Source organism: Chlorogloea sp. CCALA 695 (assembly GCF_003003885.1).
In the GTDB taxonomy this organism is placed as follows: Bacteria; Cyanobacteriota; Cyanobacteriia; order Cyanobacteriales; family Chroococcidiopsidaceae; genus Aliterella.
In genome coordinates, this window is the sequence record NZ_PVWN01000011.1 from 1 (window position 1) to 23,486 (window position 23,486).

The 23,486-nt window shown below is 42.4% G+C and carries 21 protein-coding genes; 14 read left to right on the forward strand and 7 right to left on the reverse strand.

What is annotated here, in order from left to right; genetic code table 11:
* The 8 genes from C7B70_RS08085 to C7B70_RS08115 all read left to right on the forward strand — a co-directional run.
* Positions 1-1,197 (forward strand): TonB-dependent siderophore receptor (locus C7B70_RS08085; RefSeq protein WP_146134019.1); only part of this gene is annotated, 1,197 nt, incomplete at its 5' end.
* 1 nt (position 1,198) lies between these two features.
* On the forward strand, positions 1,199-2,308 hold the full coding sequence (locus tag C7B70_RS08090; RefSeq protein ID WP_106368557.1) for a PepSY domain-containing protein: 1,110 nt from the start codon (positions 1,199-1,201) through the stop codon (positions 2,306-2,308).
* A 326-nt stretch (positions 2,309-2,634) separates the two neighbouring features.
* Entirely contained in the window at positions 2,635-3,852 is a 1,218-nt protein-coding gene (locus C7B70_RS26910) for a catalase (protein ID WP_199192135.1), read from the forward strand.
* Between the two features lie 80 nt (positions 3,853-3,932).
* Positions 3,933-4,658, forward strand: a complete 726-nt coding sequence (locus tag C7B70_RS26915) for a DJ-1/PfpI family protein (RefSeq protein ID WP_199192136.1) — start codon at positions 3,933-3,935, stop codon at positions 4,656-4,658.
* A 123-nt stretch (positions 4,659-4,781) separates the two neighbouring features.
* Complete coding sequence (locus C7B70_RS08100; protein WP_106368558.1) at positions 4,782-5,819, forward strand: aldo/keto reductase; 1,038 nt, start codon at positions 4,782-4,784, stop codon at positions 5,817-5,819.
* Positions 5,807-5,971 carry a hypothetical protein gene (locus C7B70_RS08105; RefSeq protein ID WP_199192137.1) on the forward strand — a complete coding sequence of 55 codons (165 nt, stop codon included), beginning with the start codon at positions 5,807-5,809 and terminating at the stop codon, positions 5,969-5,971. The genes C7B70_RS08100 and C7B70_RS08105 overlap by 13 nt, the downstream gene beginning before the upstream one ends.
* Before the next feature lie 57 nt (positions 5,972-6,028).
* The gene (locus C7B70_RS08110) at positions 6,029-6,394 is read left to right on the forward strand and encodes a Lin0512 family protein (protein WP_106368559.1); all 366 of its coding nucleotides are present in this window, start codon (positions 6,029-6,031) and stop codon (positions 6,392-6,394) included.
* Positions 6,395-6,694: 300 nt separating this feature from the next.
* On the forward strand, positions 6,695-7,651 hold the full coding sequence (locus C7B70_RS08115) for a manganese catalase family protein (protein ID WP_106368560.1): 957 nt from the start codon (positions 6,695-6,697) through the stop codon (positions 7,649-7,651).
* Positions 7,652-7,796: 145 nt separating this feature from the next.
* On the opposite strand, the gene urtE is transcribed toward C7B70_RS08115, so the two are convergent.
* The 5 genes from urtE to C7B70_RS08140 form a co-directional block, all read right to left on the reverse strand.
* Positions 7,797-8,510 (reverse strand): urea ABC transporter ATP-binding subunit UrtE, encoded by a 714-nt coding sequence (gene urtE / locus C7B70_RS08120; RefSeq protein ID WP_233220853.1) that lies wholly within the window; start codon positions 8,508-8,510, stop codon positions 7,797-7,799.
* The gene (gene urtD, locus C7B70_RS08125) at positions 8,485-9,240 is read right to left on the reverse strand and encodes an urea ABC transporter ATP-binding protein UrtD (protein ID WP_106368562.1); all 756 of its coding nucleotides are present in this window, start codon (positions 9,238-9,240) and stop codon (positions 8,485-8,487) included. The genes urtE and urtD overlap by 26 nt, the downstream gene beginning before the upstream one ends.
* Positions 9,241-9,347: 107 nt before the next feature.
* Positions 9,348-10,424: an urea ABC transporter permease subunit UrtC gene (gene urtC / locus C7B70_RS08130; RefSeq protein ID WP_106368563.1), complete on the reverse strand. Its 1,077-nt coding sequence runs from the start codon at positions 10,422-10,424 to the stop codon at positions 9,348-9,350.
* A 25-nt stretch (positions 10,425-10,449) separates the two neighbouring features.
* The gene (gene urtB / locus C7B70_RS08135; RefSeq protein WP_106368564.1) at positions 10,450-11,397 is read right to left on the reverse strand and encodes an urea ABC transporter permease subunit UrtB; all 948 of its coding nucleotides are present in this window, start codon (positions 11,395-11,397) and stop codon (positions 10,450-10,452) included.
* Between the two features lie 157 nt (positions 11,398-11,554).
* On the reverse strand, positions 11,555-12,940 hold the full coding sequence (locus C7B70_RS08140; protein WP_106368565.1) for an ABC transporter substrate-binding protein: 1,386 nt from the start codon (positions 12,938-12,940) through the stop codon (positions 11,555-11,557).
* Positions 12,941-13,403: 463 nt separating this feature from the next.
* Between C7B70_RS08140 and minC the strand changes: the two genes are divergently transcribed.
* From minC to C7B70_RS08160, 4 genes are all read left to right on the forward strand, one after another.
* Positions 13,404-14,207: a septum site-determining protein MinC gene (gene minC / locus C7B70_RS08145; RefSeq protein WP_106368566.1), complete on the forward strand. Its 804-nt coding sequence runs from the start codon at positions 13,404-13,406 to the stop codon at positions 14,205-14,207.
* Complete coding sequence (minD, locus tag C7B70_RS08150) at positions 14,204-15,010, forward strand: septum site-determining protein MinD (RefSeq protein ID WP_106368567.1); 807 nt, start codon at positions 14,204-14,206, stop codon at positions 15,008-15,010. Before minC ends, minD begins: the two co-directional genes overlap by 4 nt.
* Positions 15,011-15,036: 26 nt before the next feature.
* Positions 15,037-15,327, forward strand: a complete 291-nt coding sequence (minE, locus tag C7B70_RS08155; RefSeq protein ID WP_106368568.1) for a cell division topological specificity factor MinE — start codon at positions 15,037-15,039, stop codon at positions 15,325-15,327.
* 571 nt (positions 15,328-15,898) lie between these two features.
* On the forward strand, positions 15,899-16,624 hold the full coding sequence (locus C7B70_RS08160; RefSeq protein WP_199192138.1) for a PEP-CTERM sorting domain-containing protein: 726 nt from the start codon (positions 15,899-15,901) through the stop codon (positions 16,622-16,624).
* Between the two features lie 142 nt (positions 16,625-16,766).
* Here the strand turns inward: C7B70_RS08160 and C7B70_RS08165 are convergent, their stop codons facing one another.
* The gene (locus C7B70_RS08165) at positions 16,767-19,055 is read right to left on the reverse strand and encodes a cation:proton antiporter (RefSeq protein WP_106368569.1); all 2,289 of its coding nucleotides are present in this window, start codon (positions 19,053-19,055) and stop codon (positions 16,767-16,769) included.
* 384 nt (positions 19,056-19,439) lie between these two features.
* On the opposite strand from C7B70_RS08165, the gene carA reads away from it, so the two are divergent.
* Together carA and C7B70_RS08175 are read left to right on the forward strand one after the other, a co-directional pair.
* Complete coding sequence (gene carA / locus C7B70_RS08170; protein ID WP_106368570.1) at positions 19,440-20,591, forward strand: glutamine-hydrolyzing carbamoyl-phosphate synthase small subunit; 1,152 nt, start codon at positions 19,440-19,442, stop codon at positions 20,589-20,591.
* A 162-nt stretch (positions 20,592-20,753) separates the two neighbouring features.
* On the forward strand, positions 20,754-22,145 hold the full coding sequence (locus tag C7B70_RS08175; protein WP_106368571.1) for a malic enzyme-like NAD(P)-binding protein: 1,392 nt from the start codon (positions 20,754-20,756) through the stop codon (positions 22,143-22,145).
* A 47-nt stretch (positions 22,146-22,192) separates the two neighbouring features.
* Here C7B70_RS08175 and C7B70_RS08180 read toward each other — a convergent pair whose 3' ends face one another.
* Positions 22,193-23,443 carry a DEAD/DEAH box helicase gene (locus C7B70_RS08180; protein WP_106368572.1) on the reverse strand — a complete coding sequence of 417 codons (1,251 nt, stop codon included), beginning with the start codon at positions 23,441-23,443 and terminating at the stop codon, positions 22,193-22,195.
* Positions 23,444-23,486 lie beyond the last annotated feature (43 nt).

Sequence of the window (23,486 nt, forward strand, 5' to 3'; positions counted from 1 at the left end):
CAAAACAACGAAACAGTTAAAAATACTAACGCCCTAGAATTAAACGAAGAAACTGGAGAGCTATCACGTGATTACTTTGATAATGCTAATGCCTTTAAAATCTATGCAATGCAGACTGAGCTAACTAACAAATTTAATACAGGCTCCGTCGAGCATCAATTATTAGTTGGATTCGATTTGCAAAGAAGTACCCTAGAAGGTTTTTTTAAAACGCCTTCAGATGCTTTTGATACTTCAATAGAAGAGCGTTTCACACCTAGCATTAACATCTACGACCCCATCTACAACCAGCGTCCGCGTCCAGATCGTTCCGAGCTAATCTTTTTGCGAGATGACAAAACCACCGTCAATTTATTAGGGATTTTCCTCCAAGATCAAATTGCCATAACCGACAATCTCAAATTTTTAATTAGCGGTCGATTTGATAGCGTTACTCAAGAAGTAGACGACAAATTGAACGAGAGCGAAACTAGCCAATCAAATGATGCTTTTAGTCCGCGTATCGGTATTGTCTACCAACCTATTGAGCCAGTTTCACTTTATGCCAGCTACAGCCGTTCGTTCGCTCCCAATAGTGGTATTCGTGCTGACGGCTCATTATTAGAACCGACACGCGGAACGCAATACGAAGTAGGAGTTAGAACGCAGTTGAATGAAAGGTTCACTGCTACCTTGGCAGCTTATCAAATTACTAAAACTAATATTTCAACTACCGATCCAATTGAAGAAGCCTTTAGTATTGCAATCGGCGAACAGCGCAGTCGGGGAATTGAATTAGATGTTGCGGGGGAAATTTTCCCAGGATTAAATGTCATTGCAGCTTATAGCAATACTAGCGCTGAAATTACGGAAAGCACTGATTTTACAGTGGGCAATAAAGTTCCCAATGTACCGCGCAATCAAGCTAGTTTGTGGACGACCTACGAGCTACAAAATGGGGATTTGCAAGGATTAGGGTTTGGTTTAGGTTTTTACTATGTAGACTCTAGATTAGGAGATTTGGATAATAGCTTCCAGTTGCCAAGTTATGTTCGTACGGATGCAGCGATTTTTTACCGCCGAGATAATTGGCGAACCGGAATCAATATACAAAACTTATTTGATGTTGGCTATTTTGCTACTAGCGAAATTGGCAGAAATACGGTTATACCCGGTGCGCCAATAACCGTTATTGGTTCATTTTCTATTGAGTTTTAATATGGTTCGCCGCACTGCTTTGGAACTACACCGCTATCTTGGATTAGTTGCTGGACTAATTATAGTAATTGTTGGTTTGACGGGTAGCTTGCTAGTATTTAGGCATGAAATTAATCATTTTCTGTTGCAATCTCAGTTTGGGCAAATAGTCCCTCAGCAGCAACAAGTATCAATTTTGTCAGTTATTGATACCGTCAAGGCAGCTTATCCTGAACCTAAGTTTACATTGAGTTTTTTCGACCTACCAACTCAAGCAAACGCACCAATTAGAGTTGAATTAGGCTCGGAAAATCGACCGACAACGGAAGTAATTGTTAATCCTTATACAGGCAAGATATTAGGCGATCGCATTCCCCAGTATGCCATTATGGACATTGTTTATAATCTGCATAATGCTTTATTAACCGGGGAAACTGGCACAATTATTGTAGGAATTGCCGCTTTTTTCTTGTTTGTACTGAGTATTACGGGTATTATCCTTTGGCCTGGTTGGCGCAAGTTGATTGCTGGGTTCAAAATTAAAACTAATGCTTCGATCAAAAGACTCAACTTTGATATCCATAAAGTAGTAGGAATTATTGCGGCTATTTTTCTAGCAATCACTGGTTTTACGGGCTTTTGCTGGAACTTTTACACTTACACTCAACCGATAATTTATGCAGCTACATTTACGCCTACCCCCACAGAACCAAAATCTACACTAAGGGAGGGAAAATCAACTGTAGACTTCGCGCAAATGCTAAAACGTGCGGAGGAAGCTTTACCCGGTGCTAAAACAACTTATATCAGTTTTCCTAGTAGTCCTGAATCGGTATTCATGATTGGCAAACAATTTCCTGAAGAAAAAGAAGTCTGGCGCAGTCGAGTTTATTTAGATCGATATACCGGGGAGGTGTTGCAGCTTAGAAATTCGCGATCGCTTTCTTTAGGCGATGAGGTAGTAGATGCTTTTAATCCTTTACATTTTGGGACGTTTGGTGGTTTACCAACTCGTATACTTTATGTTTTTGTGGGACTTGCACCACTAATTCTATTTATTACTGGCTTAGTGATGTGGTGGTATCAACCTAAAAATCACCTATCTCAAACATGGCGAAAGTTAAAATTGTAAATACTCTAAAGAAGCTTACTGATAATTTTTTCTTAGCTAACCTCAATTATTAGAAGTTCCGCCTTTAAGAATCTATTTTTCCTAACGCGGCTTCGACTCTATCTAAAGAGGTAGATACCCCCCATGTCGGGAGACCTAGACTAGAAAAGTCATGCAAACGATTCTGTTACTGACCTTTGGGAAGTTGGATTTTATAGTAGCGATAGCTACTCCAACGGTACACCTACTTACACCACCAATCAAGCGATTTTATGACCGAGCAGCACAGTAACGACAGCGCCAAAAACCAAGACCTAGAACAGTAGCGGGTTGACGGCGGGGAAACCTTGACCACCAATCAAGGTGTAAAGGTCAGCGATACTGATAATTCCCTCAAAGCTGGTTCGCGCGGGCCAACATTAATCGAGGATTTTCATTTTAGAGAAAAACTTACCCACTTTGACTGCGAACGCATCCCCGAACGAGTAGTTCACGCGCGCGGTTCTGGCGCTCATGGCTACTTCCAGCCTTACGAATCAATGGCGGAATATAGCAAAGCCAAGTTTTTGAGCAATCCATCGGTACAAACTCCGGTATTTGTGCGCTTCTCAGCCGTTGTCGGCTTTCGTGGTTCGGCGGATACCGTGCGCGACGTGCGCGGCTTTGCAGTCAAGTTTTACACCGAAGATGGCAAATACGATATGGTGGGGAACAACATCCCCGTATTCTTTATTCAAGATGCGATTAAGTTTCCCGATTTAGTCCACGCCATTAAACCAGAGCCTCATAACGAAATGCCTCAAGCGGCGGCGGCTCATGATAATTTTTGGGACTTTATATCGCTGACTCCCGAATCAATGCACATGATTATGTGGATACTGAGCGATCGCACTTTACCCCGCAACTTCCGCGTTATGCAAGGTTTTGGGATTCATACTTTCCGCTTTGTCAACGAACAAGGCACAGCCAGCTTTGTCAAATTCCACTGGAAACCATTACTAGGCGTACATTCAATGGCGTTTGATGAAGCTCAAAAAATTGGCGGTAAAGACCCAGATTTCAACCGCCGCGATTTGTGGTCATCCATTGAAAAAGGTAATTTCCCTGAATACGAATTAAGAGTACAAATTATTGCCGAAGAAGACGAACACAAATTTGATTTTGATATTCTCGACCCGACAAAGCTAATTCCCAAAGAACTCGTACCCGTGCGTCCAATTGGGAAAATGGTTTTGAACCGCAACCCCGATAACTTCTTCGCCGAAACCGAGCAAGTAGCCTTTCAACCAAGTAATGTAGTTCCTGGTATTGACTTTAGTAACGATCCTTTATTGCAAGGTCACTTAATGTCTTACCACGATACGCAACTGCACCGTTTGGGAAGTCCTAATTTTACCGAATTGCCCATCAATAAATCTCTGTGTCCGTTCCACAACAATCAACGGGATGGCAGAATGCAGATGCAGATTCCCACTAGCAAGGTTAACTACTATCCCAATTCCCTAAGCGAGGGACAGCCTGCACCATCGCCAACAGAGGGTTTGTCCACTACCAAGAGCGTGTAGAAGGTCAAAAAGTCCGCGAACGCAGTCCTAGCTTTAAAGACCATTTTACGCAAGCAACTTTGTTCTAGAATAGTTTATCAATGCCAGAAAAAGAACACGCTGTACAATCGGCTCATTTTGAGCTTGGCAAAGTGGAAGATAAAGGCGTACGCGAACGGATGGTGAATTTGTTTAATCATGTAGACCATGAATTAGCCAAAAAAGTCGCTATGGGTATCGGTATCTCCGAACCTACGCAATCGGTGAGTGAAAATCACGGCAAAAGTTCAGCAGCGCTTAGTCAAGAAAATACTACCAAAACGGCTAAAGGTCGCAAAGTAGCAATTCTAGCAACTGATGGAATCAATGGCGAACAAATAACAGCCGTGAAAACCATCTTGTCGGGCGCGGGAGTTGAAGCAGAGATTGTATCAAAATTTAAAGGTATGATTAAGAGCGCCCAAGGTGAGGAAATTATGGTTGATAAAACCTTCTTAACCAGTGCGTCAGTGCTGTTTGATGCGATTTATGTTCCCGGCGGTGCTGCTAGTATCGAAGCTTTGCTGAATCAAGGAGATGCTATTCACTTTATCAATGAAGCATTTAGACACTGCAAGCCTATTGCAGCAATGTCTGAAGGAGTGGAGTTAGTACAGAACTCTAATATCAAAGGTGTAAACATCTCTGATAGCTCCATGCAGAACGATAAAGGAGTTATAACGGCAAAAACCAGTTCTGCTCCCAAAGATTTTGCTAAATCCTTTGTAGAAGCTATTTCCGAGCATCGTTTTTGGATGAGTGAACAAAAAGACAAAGTACCAGGATAATCAGCTCAGTTTTTAACTCGTAGACCTGTGGAGTAACTGACATTTCACAGGGCTAAATTATGATTAGCTTACTATAGGGGCGTGTTGTCAGTGTTTTAAGTATTACTTTGTTAGGAGATATTTATGGAGTTCACCAGGCGAGAATTATTAAAAGCTGCTTCTACATCGGGTTTAGTTGTAGCAGCATTAGCCGCCGCTAAAGAAATTGCTCAACCAGCATTAGCTCAAGGTAAGCCAGCACAAGCTCAAATCAAAAAAGGCGAAATGTTATACAGAACTTTAGGGCGCACGGGCGAACAAGTTTCTGTTATTGGTTTGGGGGGGCATCACATCGGACGACCACCGAATGAGCAAGATGGAATCCGACTAATACATAGTGCCATCGATCGCGGCATTAACTTTATGGACAACTCCTGGGATTACCACAACGGCGGGAGCGAAATCCGCATGGGTAAGGCGTTGCAAGGCACTTACAGAGATAAAGCCTTTGTAATGACCAAAATTGATGGTCGGACTAAAGCCGAGGCTACAAAGCAGATTAATGAATCGCTTAAACGGTTACAAAGCGATCATATTGATTTACTACAACATCATGAGATCATCCGCATGGAAGATCCCGATCGCATATTTGCTCCTGGTGGTGCTATGGAGGCAGTGGTCGAGGCGCAAAAGGCAGGTAAGATTCGCTACATTGGCTTTACAGGGCATAAAGACCCGTTAGTTCATCTCAGAATGCTAGAAGTTGCTGCCCAAAACAACTTTCGTTTTGACACCGTACAAATGCCCCTGAATGTTATGGATGCTCATTTTAGAAGCTTTGAGAAGCAAGTTCTCCCTATTTTGGTCAAAAATCAAATTGGGGTGTTAGGAATGAAATCCATGGGCGATCCCTACATTCTTAAGAGCAATACAGTTAAACCGATTGAATGTCTGCATTACGCAATGAATTTGCCCACTTCAACGGTTATTACTGGCTTTGAAAATATGCAACTCTTGGAGCAAGCGCTGGAGGCAGTCCGCACCTTTAAGCCTATGAGTCAAGAGCAAGTACAAGCATTACTAAATAAAACGCGCACCGCCGCAGCAAAAGGTCAATACGAATTATTTAAAACCACAAGTCAATTTGACAGTACCGCCAAAAACCCGCAATGGCTAGGGTAACTTTAATCGGTTATGAAGCTGCAAAGATCGTTCATGTGTTTCTAGACTTAATAGAAGCAGGCGCAACATGGCAATTATTAGAGCAGTCTGTCCACATTCATTCAACTTATGGCGAAGCTTTGCCAAGTTTGGCACGGTTATTCACACAATAAAACTAAAGTCATAGGTTTTGCTGCATATTTTATGTAGAGAAGTTTTTGGAAATTACTATGGCTCGTAAACGCTTAATTATCGAAATGGGTATGGGAATTGACCAGCATGGGCAAGAACCAACCGTAGCGGCAGCAAGGGCTGTAAGAAATGCGATCGCTCATAATGCTTTGCCTGGTGTTTGGGAAGTAGTAGGTTTAAGCGATCCAGATCAAATGATTGTCGAAGTCAAAGTAGCCGTACCTTACCCAGAGCAAGTCCGAGAAGCTGAGGTTTTGGCTGTACTTCCCTTTGGTCGCAAGTCTTTAACTGTAGAGTCTGGAGGTATGGTGGTTCAAGGTCGCGCGATCGCATCTTTGCATGATAAAAACGATGAAATGCTAATTGCTATTGCTGCGGTTACGGTTCTAATTGAAACCGAGTAATTGCTTTAAATTAGCGCAATCGACTTTCTATAACAACGTTTAGCCGTATTAGATCGCCTTGTCTATCCTGCGTTCAGGTTAGAAATATACGGAACAACCAAAAAGGCGATCGCTACAGAATTATTTAGGTGATATAAACACTATTTGAGAACAAATACCTATACCTAATGGATATTTCATTGTCTTACTACTGACTGATGTTGGAACCATATTTGCGTAGTTACATAAAAGAGTAAAAACCTAGCAAATACTAGCATTACTTAAATTTGCTTTAGGTGCTAAAAATCAGGTAACCAATTAATGTTTTATCACAAAAAGCAACTGCAATATTTTACTCCTCCAGAGCGTCCAGATCCAGCTTATGCCGCGAAGATGCAAGAACTCATTGGCGGTTCTTTTGGAGAAATGACCGTAATGATGCAGTACCTGTTTCAAGGCTGGAATTGCCGGGGGCCTGCAAAGTACCGAGATATGTTGCTTGATATTGGTACAGAAGAAATTGGTCATGTGGAAATGTTAGCAACAATGATTGCTCATCTTTTAGATAAAGCACCAATCAAAGCCCAAGAAGAAGGCGCTAAAGATCCTGTAGTGGGTGCAGTAATGGGCGGCTCTAATCCACGAGATGTAATTATGGCGGCGATGAATCCCCAACACGGGATTGTTTCTGGCTTGGGTGCAATGCCAGCCGATAGTGTAGGTTTTCCTTGGAATGGTCGCTTTATAGTTGCTAGTGGCAACTTATTGGCTGATTTCCGCTCTAATCTCCATGCAGAATCTCAAGGTCTATTACAGGCGGTACGGTTGTATGAAATGACCGACGACGCAGGCGTAAAAGATCACCTTAGTTATATGATTGCCCGTGACACCATGCACCAAAACCAGTGGTTAGCGGCGATTGAAGATTTGCAAAGCGAAGGATTTGAGGAAATGGTAGTTCCCAAGATTGCCTACGAATATGGCAAGAAAGAGGCGGCTTATCAGTTCTGGAACAACTCAGAAGGTGAAGAAAGCTCTGAAGGTCGTTGGGCTAAAGGTACGTCGATGGATGGAAAAGGCGAGTTTGAGTATGTAGCTAATCCTCAACCCCTAGGGCCAGTACCAACACCACCACAACCCGATCCTAGACTACATGGAACTCCTAGTTCTCCAGCAATGCAAAAAACAAGCGATGGTGCAACGAATATTGTTGATGGTATTTCTCAAGCTGTCGAGGGTGTAGGTAAAACGATTAAGCGCACAATTATCGGTGAGTAATCGCAGTTTAGAGGTTGTTTGACTAGCTACGAGCGGTAATATACCTCTTTCTTAAAATGTCGATACTACTTAAATAAATAATTGCTAACTATGTGAAGTGTAGGAGTGCGATCTGTGGCGCTCCTACATTTTTTTGCAAGTTAACTTAAACTGTCAAGTATCGCCGTACTAAAGAATCCGTCAGATCGCTAGTATTGCCTGAAGCTGCGATCACACCTTTTTCCATAATAAAAAACTTTTGCGCTAACTGTTTGGCAAAATCAATTTTTTGTTCTACGACAAGTAGCGTTATCCCTTTCTCCCGATTTATCCGTTTGAGGGTTGCATCTATTTCTTGGACAATTGACGGCTGGATCCCTTCTGTTGGCTCGTCTAATAGCATGATTTGCGGGTCGCACATTAGCCCCCGCGCGATCGCTAATTGCTGTTGTTGTCCGCCGCTTAGTAGTCCCCCCTGACGCTTGAGATGCTGCGTTAACATCGGGAAAAACTCAAATATTTCATCAGGTATTTTTTTAAGCTTTTTTTTACTAGCAGCTAATCCCAATTTCAAATTATCTAAAACCGATAGGTAAGGGATGATTTCGCGTCCTTGGGGAATAAAAGCAATTCCGTAACGAGATCGCTTATAAGTGGGAATATTAGTTATGTCGTCCGCATCAAAAACTATATTGCCTTTAATAACTTTATTTAAGCCGATAATACTCCGCAACAGCGTGGTTTTACCCATGCCATTACGACCTAATATACAAGCTATATCTCCTTTTTCTACCGTCATATCAACGTTAACCAAAACCGGAGTTTGCCCATAACCCGCCGATACATCTGTAAGCTTAAGCAGCGACATCGATTCGTTCACGACCTAAATAAACCTCGATAACTTGTGCATTATTTTGAACTTCTTTAACCGATCCTTCAATTAGTTTTTCACCTTGATGTAAAACTACAAGTTTTTGAGCAATTTGTTTAACAAATTCCATATCATGCTCTATTACTATTACTGAATGATCTTCTGCAATAGATTTAATAATTTCCCCTGTTAAATGGGTTTCCTCCGAAGTCATCCCCGCCGTTGGTTCATCTAATAATACTACTGTGGGATCTTGAGCAATTACCATGCCAATTTCTACCCACTGTTTTTGTCCGTGAGAAAGCGATGAAACTTTGGTATAAGCTTTATCTAGTAAGCCGATTTGTTCTAAAACCGCCTCAATTCTTGCTTTTTTTAGTTTCGTTAATTTCGATTTAATTGAAGCTAAAACTGAGTGAGTTCCTTTAAGTGCAAGTAGGATATTGTCAAATACTGTGAGATCGTTGTAAACATTTGGATTTTGAAACTTGCGTCCAATTCCCATCCGGGCAATTTCGTAACGATTTTTGTTAGTAATTTCTTTACCACGATAGTATACATGACCAGAAGCTACAGGAGACTTGCCCACAATTGCATCTAAAAGTGTACTTTTCCCCGCACCATTAGGGCCAATAATTGTGACAATTTCTCGTTCGCCGACTTCTAAGTTAATTCCTTTAAGAGCTTGAAACCCTGAAAAGACGACTTTCAAGTCTTTAACAGCTAAGATTGCATTCATATTTTTTACTTTATTGCTTAAGTTACCATGAAGTGAATTTGCCTATTGTCTCATTTATTACATTTAAGAACTTTAGAATTTGTGCGTCATAGCTAGTACCTTTACTTTTATTTGTTACTTCGGGTATTTGTTAAGTTAAATTTTTGCGGAATTAAACTCATTAAGCCATCAGGTACAAACAATACGACAACTAACAACAAAATTCCGACAATTAGTTGCCAATCTTGGGTTATTCTTTCAGCGTAGTTTTGAACTTGACCAAGTAGAATAGCGGCAATTATTGGCCCAATTAAAGTTCCTCTCCCGCCAATTGCTACCCAAATTACTACTTGCGTACCAAAAGCTACAGCTAAATATACCGGGGAAATAAACCTATTTAGCGGGACAAATAACCCACCAGCTAAACCCGCTATACCCGCCGATAAAGTCCATACAAAAATCTTGAAGCTGGCGACATCGTAGCCTAAATAAGAAATTCTTTGCTCGTTTTCTTTAATCGAACGCAAAATTAAGCCAAAGTTAGATTGGGTTAGTACCCAACTACCAATCAGTACCAAAGTAACAAAACCAAGAATGATGTAATACAGACCTATTAAGGGAATATCTGTCCCAAAAAAACTTAAGCGAGAAATATCGGTAATTCCATTAGTACCGCCAGTAAAAGCTTGTTGACTGACAAAAAATGTAGTTAGGGCTGATGCGATCGCTAAAGTAATAATAGTAATATAAACTCCACTAACTTTAGAGCGAAAAATAAACCAGCCGATAATATAAGCAAAGGCTGCGGGTACAGCAATTGTAGCAATTGCCGCAATCGGAAAAAACTTTAATGGTGCAATAAACCAGGGCAATTCTTTTAACCCATTCCACACCATAAAATCGGGCAATTCTCCTCCGTAGGTATTCGCTGTTGACGACAAATTGAGTTTTAAATAATATGCCATCGCGTACCCACCCAGGGTAAAGAAAACGCCATGAGCAAAACTCAAAATTCCTGTAAATCCCCAGACTAAATCTAAGGAAATACCTAACATTCCAAACAATAATAGCTTTGCCATTAATGCCGTTTGAAATTCTCCGAGTATAAAGGGCAAAATTATCAACAATAAAAGAATAATTCCCGTTGTTGTTAGTAACTTGACGGGAATACTAGACCGTTTAACGCCACCTAATACATCAGTCATTTTTATTACTCTAGGTTTTTATAAATTAGGCTCGTTTTTGAATCGTAAATAAGCCTTCAGGACGATAGCGAATTAAGATAATTACCGCCGCTAATACTATTACCCGCGCCGCCGGATCGTTGAGCAAAAATGCGATCGCAGCGTTTGATTCGCCAATTAAAAACGCCCCCGCCAAAACCCCAACTAACTTATCTACACCCCCGGTTACAACTACCATCCAAGCATCGACTAAATAATCTTGTCCCATCGGTGGCGCAACACTTTTGAGCGAAGAAAGTACCGCTCCTGCAACTCCCGCCAAACCGCAGCCGTAGGCAAATGTCACCATATCTACGAAACTTGTATTAATGCCTAAACATTTTGCCATATCACGATTTTGAGTAACGGCGCGAATTTGCCGCCCCAAAGCCGTACCGTAAAGCAGATAAGCTGTAAGTGCGAGTAGTCCTAGTGCGATCGCCACAATAAACAAGCGATAATAGGAAATTGTAATACTCGACCCACCATCAGCACTTGTAAATACGTTTAAGTTTCCTGATATATAACGGGGAGCTTTTACATACTTCAACTGAGCGGAAAAAATCAATTTAACTACACCTTGAATCACAATACTTAAGCCCCAAGTAGCAAGTAAAGTTTCTAAAGGACGACCGTAAAGCCGCCTAATTATAGTTAGTTCAATAATTGCGCCAATAATTGCTGTCGATAAAAAAGCAAAAGGAATAGTTAGAACTAAATCCATTTTGAAAGTCGATTGCATTACAAAAGTAGTGTATGCGCCTAACATGATAAATTCACCATGAGCTAGGTTTATTATTCGCATCACGCCAAAAGTAATTGCTAATCCCAAACCCGTTAATAATAAAACACCAACAATGCCAACGCCATTAAGGAGTTGATTAGTAAATGTAATTAAATCTAAGCTTTTAGTTGATGGAGCTTGCGCTAATAAATTAATTATGGGTAGATACATTAAAAATTACTGCCTCATTAAATTATTAATAATCTCAGCATTGCTGAAGATGTAGGATTGGTGTAGAGACGTTGCAATGCAACGTCTCTACCTTAAATTGGGCAACGCCAAAATCTCTAATCTTTAAATAGATTAGAAATTTCGAGTTAAGGTAACCTTAAATTTTTAAGTATTCAACTTTTAAGTCTGCGCCCGTTTCTTTAATTGAGTTTTTGCGAGCGTCAGGAACGCCATGAACGCAAGTACGACCTTTATAAAGCGCCTGACTCCAAGGAATCGGTTTCACCGCCGCCGGGGTTGCAAATACAATCTCTGCTTGACCGTCAGCCTTCCACTTACCAATTCTGGAATACAAGTAAGTATGGTAGTTATCGGGATCGCTCTTTACTGTACCTTGGGGTGCGTTAAAAACTTGACCGCGAGTTGCTTCGCGCAAAGTGTCCGGCGTAATTTCTTTACCTTCAGTTAGCAACTTCTCCATTGCTTGCGCCATAAAGAAAGTTTGCAAGTAAGCCGCTTCCATAACTCCATTAGTGACGCGATCTTGACCAAACTTTGCCTTAAACTGCTCTACAAATGCTTTATTTTCTGGCGTATCTACACTTTGAAAGTAGTTAAAGCTGCTGTAGTGACCTTCGGCGTATTCTGGCCCCATCGCTAAGATTTCTTCTTCGGTGGTAGGGTAAGCCATAATTGGCGTTTGCGCGGACGTAATCCCAGCATCCTTATACTGTCTATAAAAAGCTGGAATACTATCACCAACTAAATTACTAAGCACAAAATCGGGCGAGGCTTGCTTGATTTTGTTGATAATAGTAATAAATTCAGTGGTTCCCAAAGCTGCGTACTCGTCGCCCACAACTTCGCCGCCAGCTTTGACTAACTCAGCTTTGGCAATACGGTTGCTTTCTTTAGGATAAATATAATCTGAACCAATGAAAAATCCTTTTTTGCCAAAGTTTTTAGCGCAATAAGGAATAGAATCGGTAATTTGTTGGTTTGGTGCAGCGCCAGTGTAGAAAACATTAGAACTACATTCGTTTCCTTCGTAGTAAACCGGATAATAAAGGATAGCGTTTTTTTCTTCAAAAACTGGTAGTACAGATTTACGACTTGCTGAAGTATAACAACCAAGCACGCAGGCAACTTTATCTTCATCAATCAAGCGTTTAGACATTTGGTTGTATAAGTCCCAGTTAGAATCGGGATTGACTACCACTCGCTGCAACTGCTTACCTTTAATACCTTTACCGCCTTTCCAAGGGCCTGTACCTTCATTAATTTGATCGATCGCTAAAAAAGTAGCATCTTGTAAAGATTTTTCGACAATAGCGATCGTTCCGGTGGTCGAATACATCACGCCAATTTTGATCCCATCACCCCCAGAAGCTACGGGACTAGCATCATTGCTAGGACTTTGGGTTGAAGACTCTTGACCACTACAGGCTGCCAGGACACCCGTACCAAGGGCTAAGGAGCCATACTTGATAAATTTGCGGCGATTAATGCCACCAATGATAATTAGGGGTTCGCGCGATGTCATTAAATTAAACTCTCCTTATATCCGCCTTTACTAGGCTTGACAAAATAGCTGCAACAGTTAAGTTTTTTAGGCGATCGCTAACTACATCTTTTTAGGTAGTCTTGTTGAATGAGAATATTTGTTTTTGAGGTTGAATCTCAGATTAAACTAACTCCTCAGCACCAAATTCACTGTATCCAATGACCCAGAAATAGCAGCAATTTTTATAGCTTTACCTTTGGTTTACTACAGCGCTTGATTGAACTTAAGTGTTAGGATTACCATAAAAATTTTTACATTTGTTGTTACTTTAGATACATTTTTCGAGACGCTTAGTATATTTTTAGCGCCAATGGATAGCGCAGGCATAAGTTGGTTGTTTGGAGTTGAGGATTTTAATTAGGAATAATTTAGTATGGTATTCATTAAGTCGATTTGCTTTTAGATAGAAGAAGTCGTCTTTGCCCGATATCCTTAAAATTGCATGACCTCTGATTCTGCCTTGCCTGAAGCTATTTCTGCCTTTACTGCCGCGACGGAAGAAGTAAAGGTTAATCTCCAAGTACGCTTTAAAAGCGAGGCGGATCGTTTACTCTTAATTTTGCCCACTGAAGCAGAAATGCCCGCCTCTGCTGATAATTGGTCAGAAATTTGGCAGCAGATGAAGCAACGCTTAAATGCTGGCGATAGATTTTGGCAACCCCACACTCAAGTTGAGTTACTCGCCGCCGATAGATTATTAGATGGCAGACAATTACAACAAATAGCTGATGCTTTAGGCGAAGTATTACTGCAAATGCAGCGAGTTCGCACTAGCCGCCGTCAAACGGCTGTAGCGGCAGCAACGGCGGGTTATTGCGTAGAACAACAAGCCATACTAACAACAACTTTAGCTACGGCTCCCGTCGCCGCTACTTCACCTTTAGTAGAGCCATTATATTTACAAATGACTATTCGTTCTGGTGTAGAGATTCGCCACTCTGGTACAGTAGTCGTGTTAGGAGACATTAACCCCGGTGGAATTGTAGTCGCTAATGGCGATATCCTAGTTTGGGGTCGCTTGCGTGGGATTGCTCACGCGGGTGCTAATGCTAATGCCAAATGTTTAATTATGGCGCTGCAAATGGAACCAACACAGTTACGGATTGCTCGTTATGTAGCAAGAGCGCCAGCAAATTCGCCGGAAGAATACTATCCTGAAGTTGCTTATGTTACTCCTGATGGTATCCGTCTGACCAAAGCTGCGGATTTTTCTAAGTTGTCGTCCCAGTTTCTATCACAGTCATGAGTCGCATTATCGTCACAACTTCTGGTAAAGGCGGAGTAGGTAAAACCACCGTCACCGCAAACTTAGGTATGGCTTTAGCCCGATTGGGTAAACAAGTCGCCTTGGTAGATGCGGATTTTGGGCTAAGAAATTTGGATTTATTGTTGGGGTTGGAAAACCGGATAGTCTACACGGCAATTGAAGTTTTTGCGGGAGAATGTCGGCTAGAGCAAGCTTTGGTTAAAGATAAGCGTATCCCCAATTTGGCGCTTTTACCCGCCGCCCAAAATCGGACTAAAGAAGCCGTCAGTCCTGAACAAATGACAGAACTTGTCGGCGCTTTAATTAAAACCTACGATTATGTAGTTATTGATAGTCCCGCAGGAATTGAACTAGGATTTAAAAATGCGATCGCACCAGCGAAGGAAGCTTTGATTGTTACTACTCCCGAAATCTCTGCGGTACGGGATGCTGACCGGGTGGTAGGCTTACTTGAAGCTCAAGGAATCAAACGCATTAATTTAATTGTCAATCGTCTGCGCCCAGCGATGGTACAGCTAAACGATATGATGTCGGTGCAAGATGTGCAGGAAATTTTGGCAATTCCCCTTATTGGGGTAATTCCTGAAGATGAGCGGGTAATTGTTTCGACTAATCGCGGCGAACCTTTAGTATTATCTGAAACTCCCTCCTTGGCGGGAAAGGCTTTTGATAACATAGCGCGTCGTTTGGAAGGACAAACCGTTGAATTTCTAGTTCTAAATCCGCCCCCAGATAATATATTTTCTCGAATCCGCAAATTGTTGTTGACAAAAATTATTTAAGCGATGTTCCTTCTCCTGCTACTGCTATGATCGGTGAATTTTTGGATCGGCTTTTTCCTCTGCCTCGTAATAGTGATAACAGCAGTCGCTCGGAAGTCAAGCGACGGCTACAGGTGGTTATTTCCCATGATCGCGCCGCTCTCAACCCAGAAATGCTAGAAAAAATGCGCCTGGAAATTTTGGAAGTGGTGTCGCGCTACGTAGAACTTGAGATAGATGGGTTGGAGTTTTGCTTAGAAAATAACCAACGAACAACGGCTTTAATTGCTAACTTGCCGATTCGCCGCGTCAAAGAAGAAGAACCGACGAGTACATAGTTTTAAGGGTAGCAAAGTTTTTTTGCTTCTAAGCTGGCGAAAGTAGCTTCTGAGGCTACTTTTGTGCTTTATAACTGCTGCTATAGAGCCACAAGCTCGCAGAGCTTTGCACTATATTTTAGGCGGGAGTGCGCCCGGTTACGGGCTTCGCTTTTCCGTATATTTACTAGCAATTGTGAGCTTAGGTAAACAGGATTACTTAATTTTAATAGTTTATAGAAAGTTTACGATACTTTCCTAGAGCTTTTTATCCTCAAGTAAGGGTAAAACTCTTGTACGCAGAGCAGTTGATACATTTTAGTAGTCTGATTTACTTAGTTGCAAGTATATTTTTTTGATGAAATACAAGTATAAACCGCAACTATAAATAGAAGTTATGTCATCTTTAATTAAGAAACAGATTTCCAGTTTACGTAAATTTAACTACTCAGTGACTTACGTAAATACAAATATTGCAGTTGGGTTACAGTAATTTCCGCCAAGGTTAAATTATCTGCGAGTATCCCGACACAAATATTATGTCAAAACTTCCGTAGCATCAACAATTACCTTTTTTGGAGCATTCAATTTCATGTCTATCCTTGCAAAAAGTTCAACTTTAGCTGCCAGTGTATTAGGTTTACTTAGTCTGTCAACAGTTCTAGTTGCTGCACCTTCTCAAGCCGCAGTTATTAACGGTAGCTTTGAAAGTGGTGATTTTACTGGATGGGAAAAAATTGGTACAGCAGCAGTTGACACCAACGCCTATGGCGTTGACACCACAGATGGTTATTATCAGGCTAGTCTAGTTACTAACAGTAAGGCTCCTGCGGTTTCTATAGAAAAATTTTTAGGTTTAACTCGTGGTAGCCTAAGCACTTTAGGGAACGGCGTAGCCAATAGCGGTGCAGCTATCAAACAAACCTTCACAGCAAGTGCTGGAGATGTGGTTAGTTTTGATTGGAACTTCTTAACTAATGAAGGTACGCCAAACGCTCGTAACAATGACTTTGCCTTCTTTTCACTTACTGGCTTAACAGAATTAGCAGATACTACTGTCTCCTTTGTTGATTCTTTGTCAGAATTTCGCGAAGAAACTGGTTATCAAACGACTTCTTATACTATCGCTACGGCTGGTAACTATACTTTGGGTTTTGGAGTAATAAATTCAGGCGATCGCAAAGTTCAATCTGGTTTGCTAGTAGATAATGTTAGCAGCGAACCCGTCCCCGAACCAGCTTCGATGTTGGGTATTTTAGCTTTTGGTGCTTTGGGTGGCAAGAAGCTACTAAAGCGCAGACAAGAAAAACAAGCTTAATTAATAAGTTACAGAGCTTCGCACTTCTAAACTAAAAATGCGAAGCTCTGCGAGCTTGTGGCTCTATCGCACTTTTCTCACTGCTAAGTCTTTTATTAAGACCTAGCAGTTTTTTTACATTTCCCGCCAACCATCGCAAATACTATCTCAAAGTTTCCGATTCAATGGGTACGTTAGAAATAACTTTACTTGTCGCGCCTGGATTAACTAATTGCTCTAATTCATTCAATGACGAGAAGCCACCACACAATAGCAACTGATCTCCGGCTTGCAAGTGCATACTACCATCAGGAAAACGAATAAACTTACCATCGCGGCGAATCGCTTGAATCTGCACCGCATACTGACGGCGGATATCAAGATCGGCGAGACTTTGCCCCACTGCCGGACTATTATTAGATACAAATAGCCAATGACAAGGATTGTTTTCTGCTGGGAGAGTTGCTGCACCTTTAGCTAATTCATCAAAAGCGGTTAACTCCTCGCCTTGCCCAACTATTAATAAGCGATCGCCTGGGGCTAAAATTGTTTTGCCATCAGGATAATCAAGTTCCTCACCACTTAAGCGCCGCACGGCCATTAAGCTAACTCCCGTCAAGTAGCGCATATCTGCTTCTTCTATAGTCATCCCCGTAAGCGGAGAGCCGTCGGGCAAAGCATACCAACGCCTGTTCATATCTTGAGTAGCTTGATCTAATTCTCGTGCTACTTGGGCAGGCGATCGCTCTGGGCGCAAATCTAAATAATGATGATTGCGAATTTGCTGCATTTCTAATTGCATCGTACTCGCCGACAAGCCCATTTTGGTTAATAAATGATTAGCTAATTCTAAGCTTGCCTCAAATTCGGGCTGTACTACTTCCTGCGCTCCCAATTGGTACAGAGTTTCAATGTCTTTATCGTGATTTGCTTGTACTATCAAGTCTAAGTCGGGAGATAGTTCTAAAGCCCGTTTTAAACACAACCGCGTACTCATGGGATCGGGTAAAGTAATTGCTAAAGATTTTGCTCTTTCTACTCCCGCCGTTTCTAGTACGTGAAAACTTGCCGCATTGCCGTAGACGTAAGCAACCCCCGCTTCGCGTAACTGCTGAATCCTGCTTTCAGACTGTTCAATTACAACAATTGGGTAGCCGTGTGCTTGGACTAATTTAACCAAATTGCGCCCCACGCGCCCGTAACCGCATACTACTATATGATTTTGTTGGGGTAATTCGTCAGATTCGGCGATCGCCACATCACCAGATTCAATCAAAGACCTCAACCAAGGTAATTCGAGTATTTTGGGTACTAAACGCAATACAAACGGCGTTAAAACGAGGGTTACGGCGGTTGTTCCCAAAATTAATAAGTACACCCGGCGAGAAACTAAACCCATTGATAGCCCTTCGCTGGCTAAAACAAAGGAAAACTCTCCAATTTGCGCTAGTCCCAAACCTACCATCAAAGCGGTTTTCCAGGGATAGTGAAATATTTTTACAAGCGGCGTAACGATCGCAAACTTGCCCACAAATACCAGCAATACTAGCCCCAAAATCAACTCTAAGTTTTGCCACAAAAAGAACGGATCGATTAGCATCCCAATCGCCGCAAAAAATAAAGTTGCAAAAATATCTCTCAGTGGCTCGACATAAGTTAAAGTTTGGTCGGCGTATTCCACCTCAGAAATCATCAATCCAGCGACAAAAGCGCCCATTTCAATTGATAATCCCAAATGCTCGGTAAGTAAGGCAATCCCCAAACACAGCGCCACTACACCTAATAAAAATAACTCCTTACTCTCCGTTCTTGCCAATAACCTTAATAATGGTGGAATTAGCCAAATTCCTGCTACCACTGCTCCGGCGGCAAATAAACCAATTTTAATTAATGCCGTACCTACAGCTATACCAATAGTTTCCGGGGGTTGCTCCAAAGCAGGTAAAACCGCCAGCATTAGTCCTAGCGCCAAGTCTTGGACTACCAACATCCCTAACATAACTTGACCGTGGGGCGTTTCTGTTTCGTTGCGCTCCATCAAGCACTTCAAAACAACGGCGGTAGATGAAAGTGATAAAATTGCCCCTAAAAACACTCCTTGGGCCGGAGAACTTACCCATCCCACACCTACCGACACTATGGCAGTACCGATAATAGTAAGCACAATTTGCAAACCCCCGCCACCCAAACTAATTAGCTGGACTTTTTTTAGTTCAGCAAGGGAAAATTCCACTCCTAAAGCAAATAATAAAAAGGCAACGCCGAATTGGGCTAAGGTTTCGACTTGGATTAGTTCTTTAATTAATCCTAATCCTGCTGGCCCAATCACCACCCCACCGACTAAGTAGCCAAGTAAAACTGGTTGGCGAAACAATGCCGCTAGTAGTCCACCTACCGCCGACACTGCAAGGACTAATACTAAATCAACAATTAGTCTAAAATCTTCTTGCACAAGTTTATTAGAAAAAATATTAAGGTATATTAATTTACTGTAGAGCTTTTTTATCAAAGATTTCCATAAGAAATAAAAGATGGGTTGATGAATTTAGGACTGATTCAAAACTTGATCCCCCCTAACCCCCCTTGAAAAAGGGGGGAAATAAAAGCTCCTTTTTAAGGGTGTTGGAGGCTTGTACAAGCAGTAAATCGATTTATTTCTAAGAGGAAAATAAAAGCTCCTTTTTAAGGGTGTTGGGGGATCTTTTGGGCGTAAGTACCGAAATGTTAAGGAGGATCGCGCGCGTAATGCGATCGCATCCCGACAAAATCAACAACCGTTAAAAACGACTCATGGCATAATGATCGCAATGTGCGTAAAATAGCCTAATTATTGAAAATGCCTACACCGTTTGCCAATGCTAAACCCGCTATCTTAGTCCTTGCTGATGGCACAACCTATCGCGGTTGGTCTTTTGGAGCTACGGGAACAACGACCGGAGAAGTAGTTTTTAATACCGGAATGACGGGCTATCAAGAAGTATTGACCGATCCTAGTTATCGCGGTCAGATGATAGTTTTTACCTATCCCGAAATTGGCAATACTGGAGTGAATATTGAAGACGAAGAATCAAGCCGTCCGCAAGTAAGAGGAGCGATCGCGCGCAATATCTGCGATCGCCCTAGCAACTGGCGCTCTACCAGTAGTTTGACTGACTACCTCAAAAAGCACAATATACCAGGAATCTATGGCATTGATACTCGCGCTTTAACTCGGAAAATTCGGGTATTAGGGGCAATGAATGGCGGCATTTCGACCGAGCTTGACGAAACAGATTTATTAGAATTAGTCCAAACAGCGCCTACTATGGCAGGCTTAAATTTAGTCAAAGAAGTAACGACAAAAGACGTTTACGAATGGTTAGAGCCGACAACTAACGTCTGGGAATTTAAACCCGTTAGTGAGCCAATAGTCGAAAAACAACTAACTGTAGTCGCCCTAGATTTTGGCGTTAAGCGCAATATTTTACGCCGATTAGCAAGTTATGGTTGCAGAGTAATTGTTGTCCCAGCAAGTATGCCCGCCGACGAGATTATGAAATACAATCCTGATGGAATATTTCTTTCTAATGGCCCTGGTGATCCTGCCGCAAATATCGAAGGAATAGAAACAACCAAAGCCTTACTAAGTTGCCAAAAACCTGTATTTGGGATTTGTATGGGGCATCAAATTTTGGGCTTATCTTTGGGCGCTCAAACTTATAAACTCAAATTTGGTCATCGCGGCTTAAATCAGCCTGCGGGGTTAGCGCGACAAGTAGAAATTACTAGCCAAAATCATAGTTTTGCCCTCGATCCCGATTCCTTACCTGGTGCGGACGTAGAAATTACTCATCTCAACCTCAACGATCGCACGGTTGCCGGATTAAAGCATAAAACCTTACCAATGTTTTCGGTACAATACCACCCCGAAGCCAGCCCTGGCCCCCACGATGCTGATTATTTATTTGAGCAATTTGTCACCTCAATGCGTACCAGTAGAGCTATTTAATGGCTTATCTGTCAAATTACTATCAGTTTGCGATCGCAATTTGTGCCAATTTATAAGGAATGGGTAATTGGTAATTGGTAATTGGTAATTGGTAATATCCAATGACCAATTATTTTCTAATATGTATTGCTTCAATAACAGATAATAATCGCGGTACTTAGCATGGTAAATTTGACCCCCAACTCTAGCTTTAGTTTGACGCTACGCTTAGAAATTCCTAACCGGGTGGGAATGCTGGCAAGTGTAACTGGTGCGATCGCACTGGCGGGCGGAAATCTCGGTCAAATCGACTTGATCGAGCAAACCCGCGATGTTTCGATTCGTGATATTACCGTGGATGCGGCTAGTACCGAACACGCCGAAACAATTGTTGAATCGATTAAAGTTTTACCCGACATTAAATTAATAGATGTCTATGATCGCACTTTTAATTTGCATCGCGGCGGCAAAATTAGCATTACAAGTCGCATTCCCATTAAAAGCTTGGCAGATTTGGCAATGGCTTACACTCCAGGAGTGGGCAGAATTTGTATGGCAATAGCCACTGACCCCGAACAGGCTTACCATTTAACTATTAAGCAAAATACCGTAGCGATCGTTACTGATGGTAGTGCGGTATTAGGTTTAGGTAATTTGGGGCCAGAAGCAGCACTGCCTGTAATGGAAGGTAAAGCGATGCTGTTTAAAGAATTTGCCGGGATTGATGCTTTTCCCATTTGCCTAGCTAGTCAAGATACTAAAACTATTGTGGAAACGGTTAAGCAAATTGCCCCCGTATTTGGCGGGGTAAACTTAGAAGATATTGCCGCCCCTCGTTGCTTTGAAATTGAAAAGCTACTGCGCGAACAATTGAATATTCCTGTTTTCCACGATGACCAACACGGCACGGCAATTGTAACTTTAGCGGCATTAATTAACGCCCTGAAGCTGGTCAACAAGCCTTTAGCTAAGATAAAAATCATTATTAACGGTGCGGGGGCGGCAGGAGTTGCGATCGCGCGCTTGTTGCGTAAAGCTGGAGCCGAAACTATTTGGATGTGCGACTCTAAAGGCATTTTATCTACTCAGCGCCCGGATATGACCCCCGAAAAGCTAGAGTTTGCGATCAATAAAATGGGCGGTTTAGCGGCGGCGATGATGGGTTCAGATGTATTTATTGGGGTGAGCGCTCCGGGGGTAGTTACGCCAGAAATGGTGCGCTCAATGGCAAGCGAGCCGATTGTCTTTGCGATGGCAAACCCGATTCCAGAAATTCAGCCAGAACTTGTAACTGACTACGTAGCAGTGATGGCGACGGGGAGAAGCGATTACCCCAACCAAATTAATAATGTATTGGCTTTTCCTGGGGTATTTCGCGGTGCTTTAGACTGTCGTGCCTCCACTATTACGACAACAATGTATTTAGAAGCAGCCTATGCGATCGCGTCTTTAGTCAAACCCTCTGACCTCAACCGCCAACACATTGTCCCCTCAGTGTTTGATGAGCGGGTTGTAAGTGCGGTGGCTGGGGCAGTTCAAAGAGCAGCTAGACAAGAAGGAATCGCTGCAAATTAGCAGTTACTTAGTTTTGCATTCTAGTTAGGTTGCGTTCTAGAATGCAGTTAGTTTTGAGCGCGGCTTTTTACAGGTTTGGCTGGCGAGGGAGACTTTGACCAATTACTACGACGTTGCTTAGAGCGTTTAACCTGCGAAGGCTCTGCCGCCGATGGTGGTGTAAAGTTCGGCTCGTAGCCTGGGACTGGGACTTTAACAATAGTGTAGTTGAGCAATTTTTCGATACTGGTCAAAAATGGATATTCATCTTTGCAGACTAAAGAAACGGCGCAGCCTTCCATTCCGGCGCGACCTGTGCGCCCGATGCGATGCACGTAGTCTTCGGGAACATTGGGCAGTTCAAAATTTACTACATGAGGAAGCCTCTCTATATCTAGCCCCCGTGAGGCTACATCGGTAGCGACTAATACCCGCACCTTGCCTTGCTTAAAATCGTTTAAAGCTTTGAGACGAGCCGCTTGACTTTTGTTGCCATGAATCGCGGCGGTTTTTAAACCATCTTTGGCAAGCTGCTCGGCTAGACGACTAGCACCGTGTTTTGTCCGGGTAAAAACTAGCACTTGTTTCCAGTTGTGGAAGCTAATCATGTAAGAGAGTAATTCTCGCTTGCGATCGCGTTCGACCAGATGCACGACTTGTTGTACTTGCTCAGAGGCGGTATTGCGGGAAGCAACCTCAATTAAAACCGGAGTTTTGAGCAGAGTATTTGCAAGTTGCTGGATGGTTTTAGAAAAGGTGGCGGAAAACATCAGCGTTTGCCGAGCGGAGGGCAATTTCGCCAAAATTTTGCGGATATCGTGGATAAAGCCCATATCTAACATCCGATCGCATTCATCCAGCACAAGTATTTCTATGTGGGAAAGATCGAGGTTTTTTTGCTCTAAGTGGTCTAGTAAGCGACCAGGAGTAGCGACGACAATATCAACGCCTTGGCGCAGGGTTTGAATTTGCGGTTTAAGACCAATCCCACCATAGACGATAGCTGAACGCAGGGGTAGGTATTTGCCATAGGTTCTCACACTATCTCCTACTTGTTGAGCTAGTTCGCGGGTGGGGAGAAGGATTAGAGCGCGAGGTGTACGATACTCTTTGCGGGAACTGGAATTGTTGAGGAGTTGCAATAGAGGTAAGGTGAAACCCGCCGTTTTACCCGTCCCTGTTTGGGCGCTGGCGAAAACATCTTTTCCTTGTAAAATAGCTGGAATTGCTTGCTGTTGAATGGGTGTAGGCTCGTTGTAGTCCTGCTCGGCGACAGCACGAAGCAAGTCTTGGGAAAGACCAAGATCAGAAAATGTCATAAATACGATGGCTCCAAGAGTTGCCCCTATCCAAATCAAAATG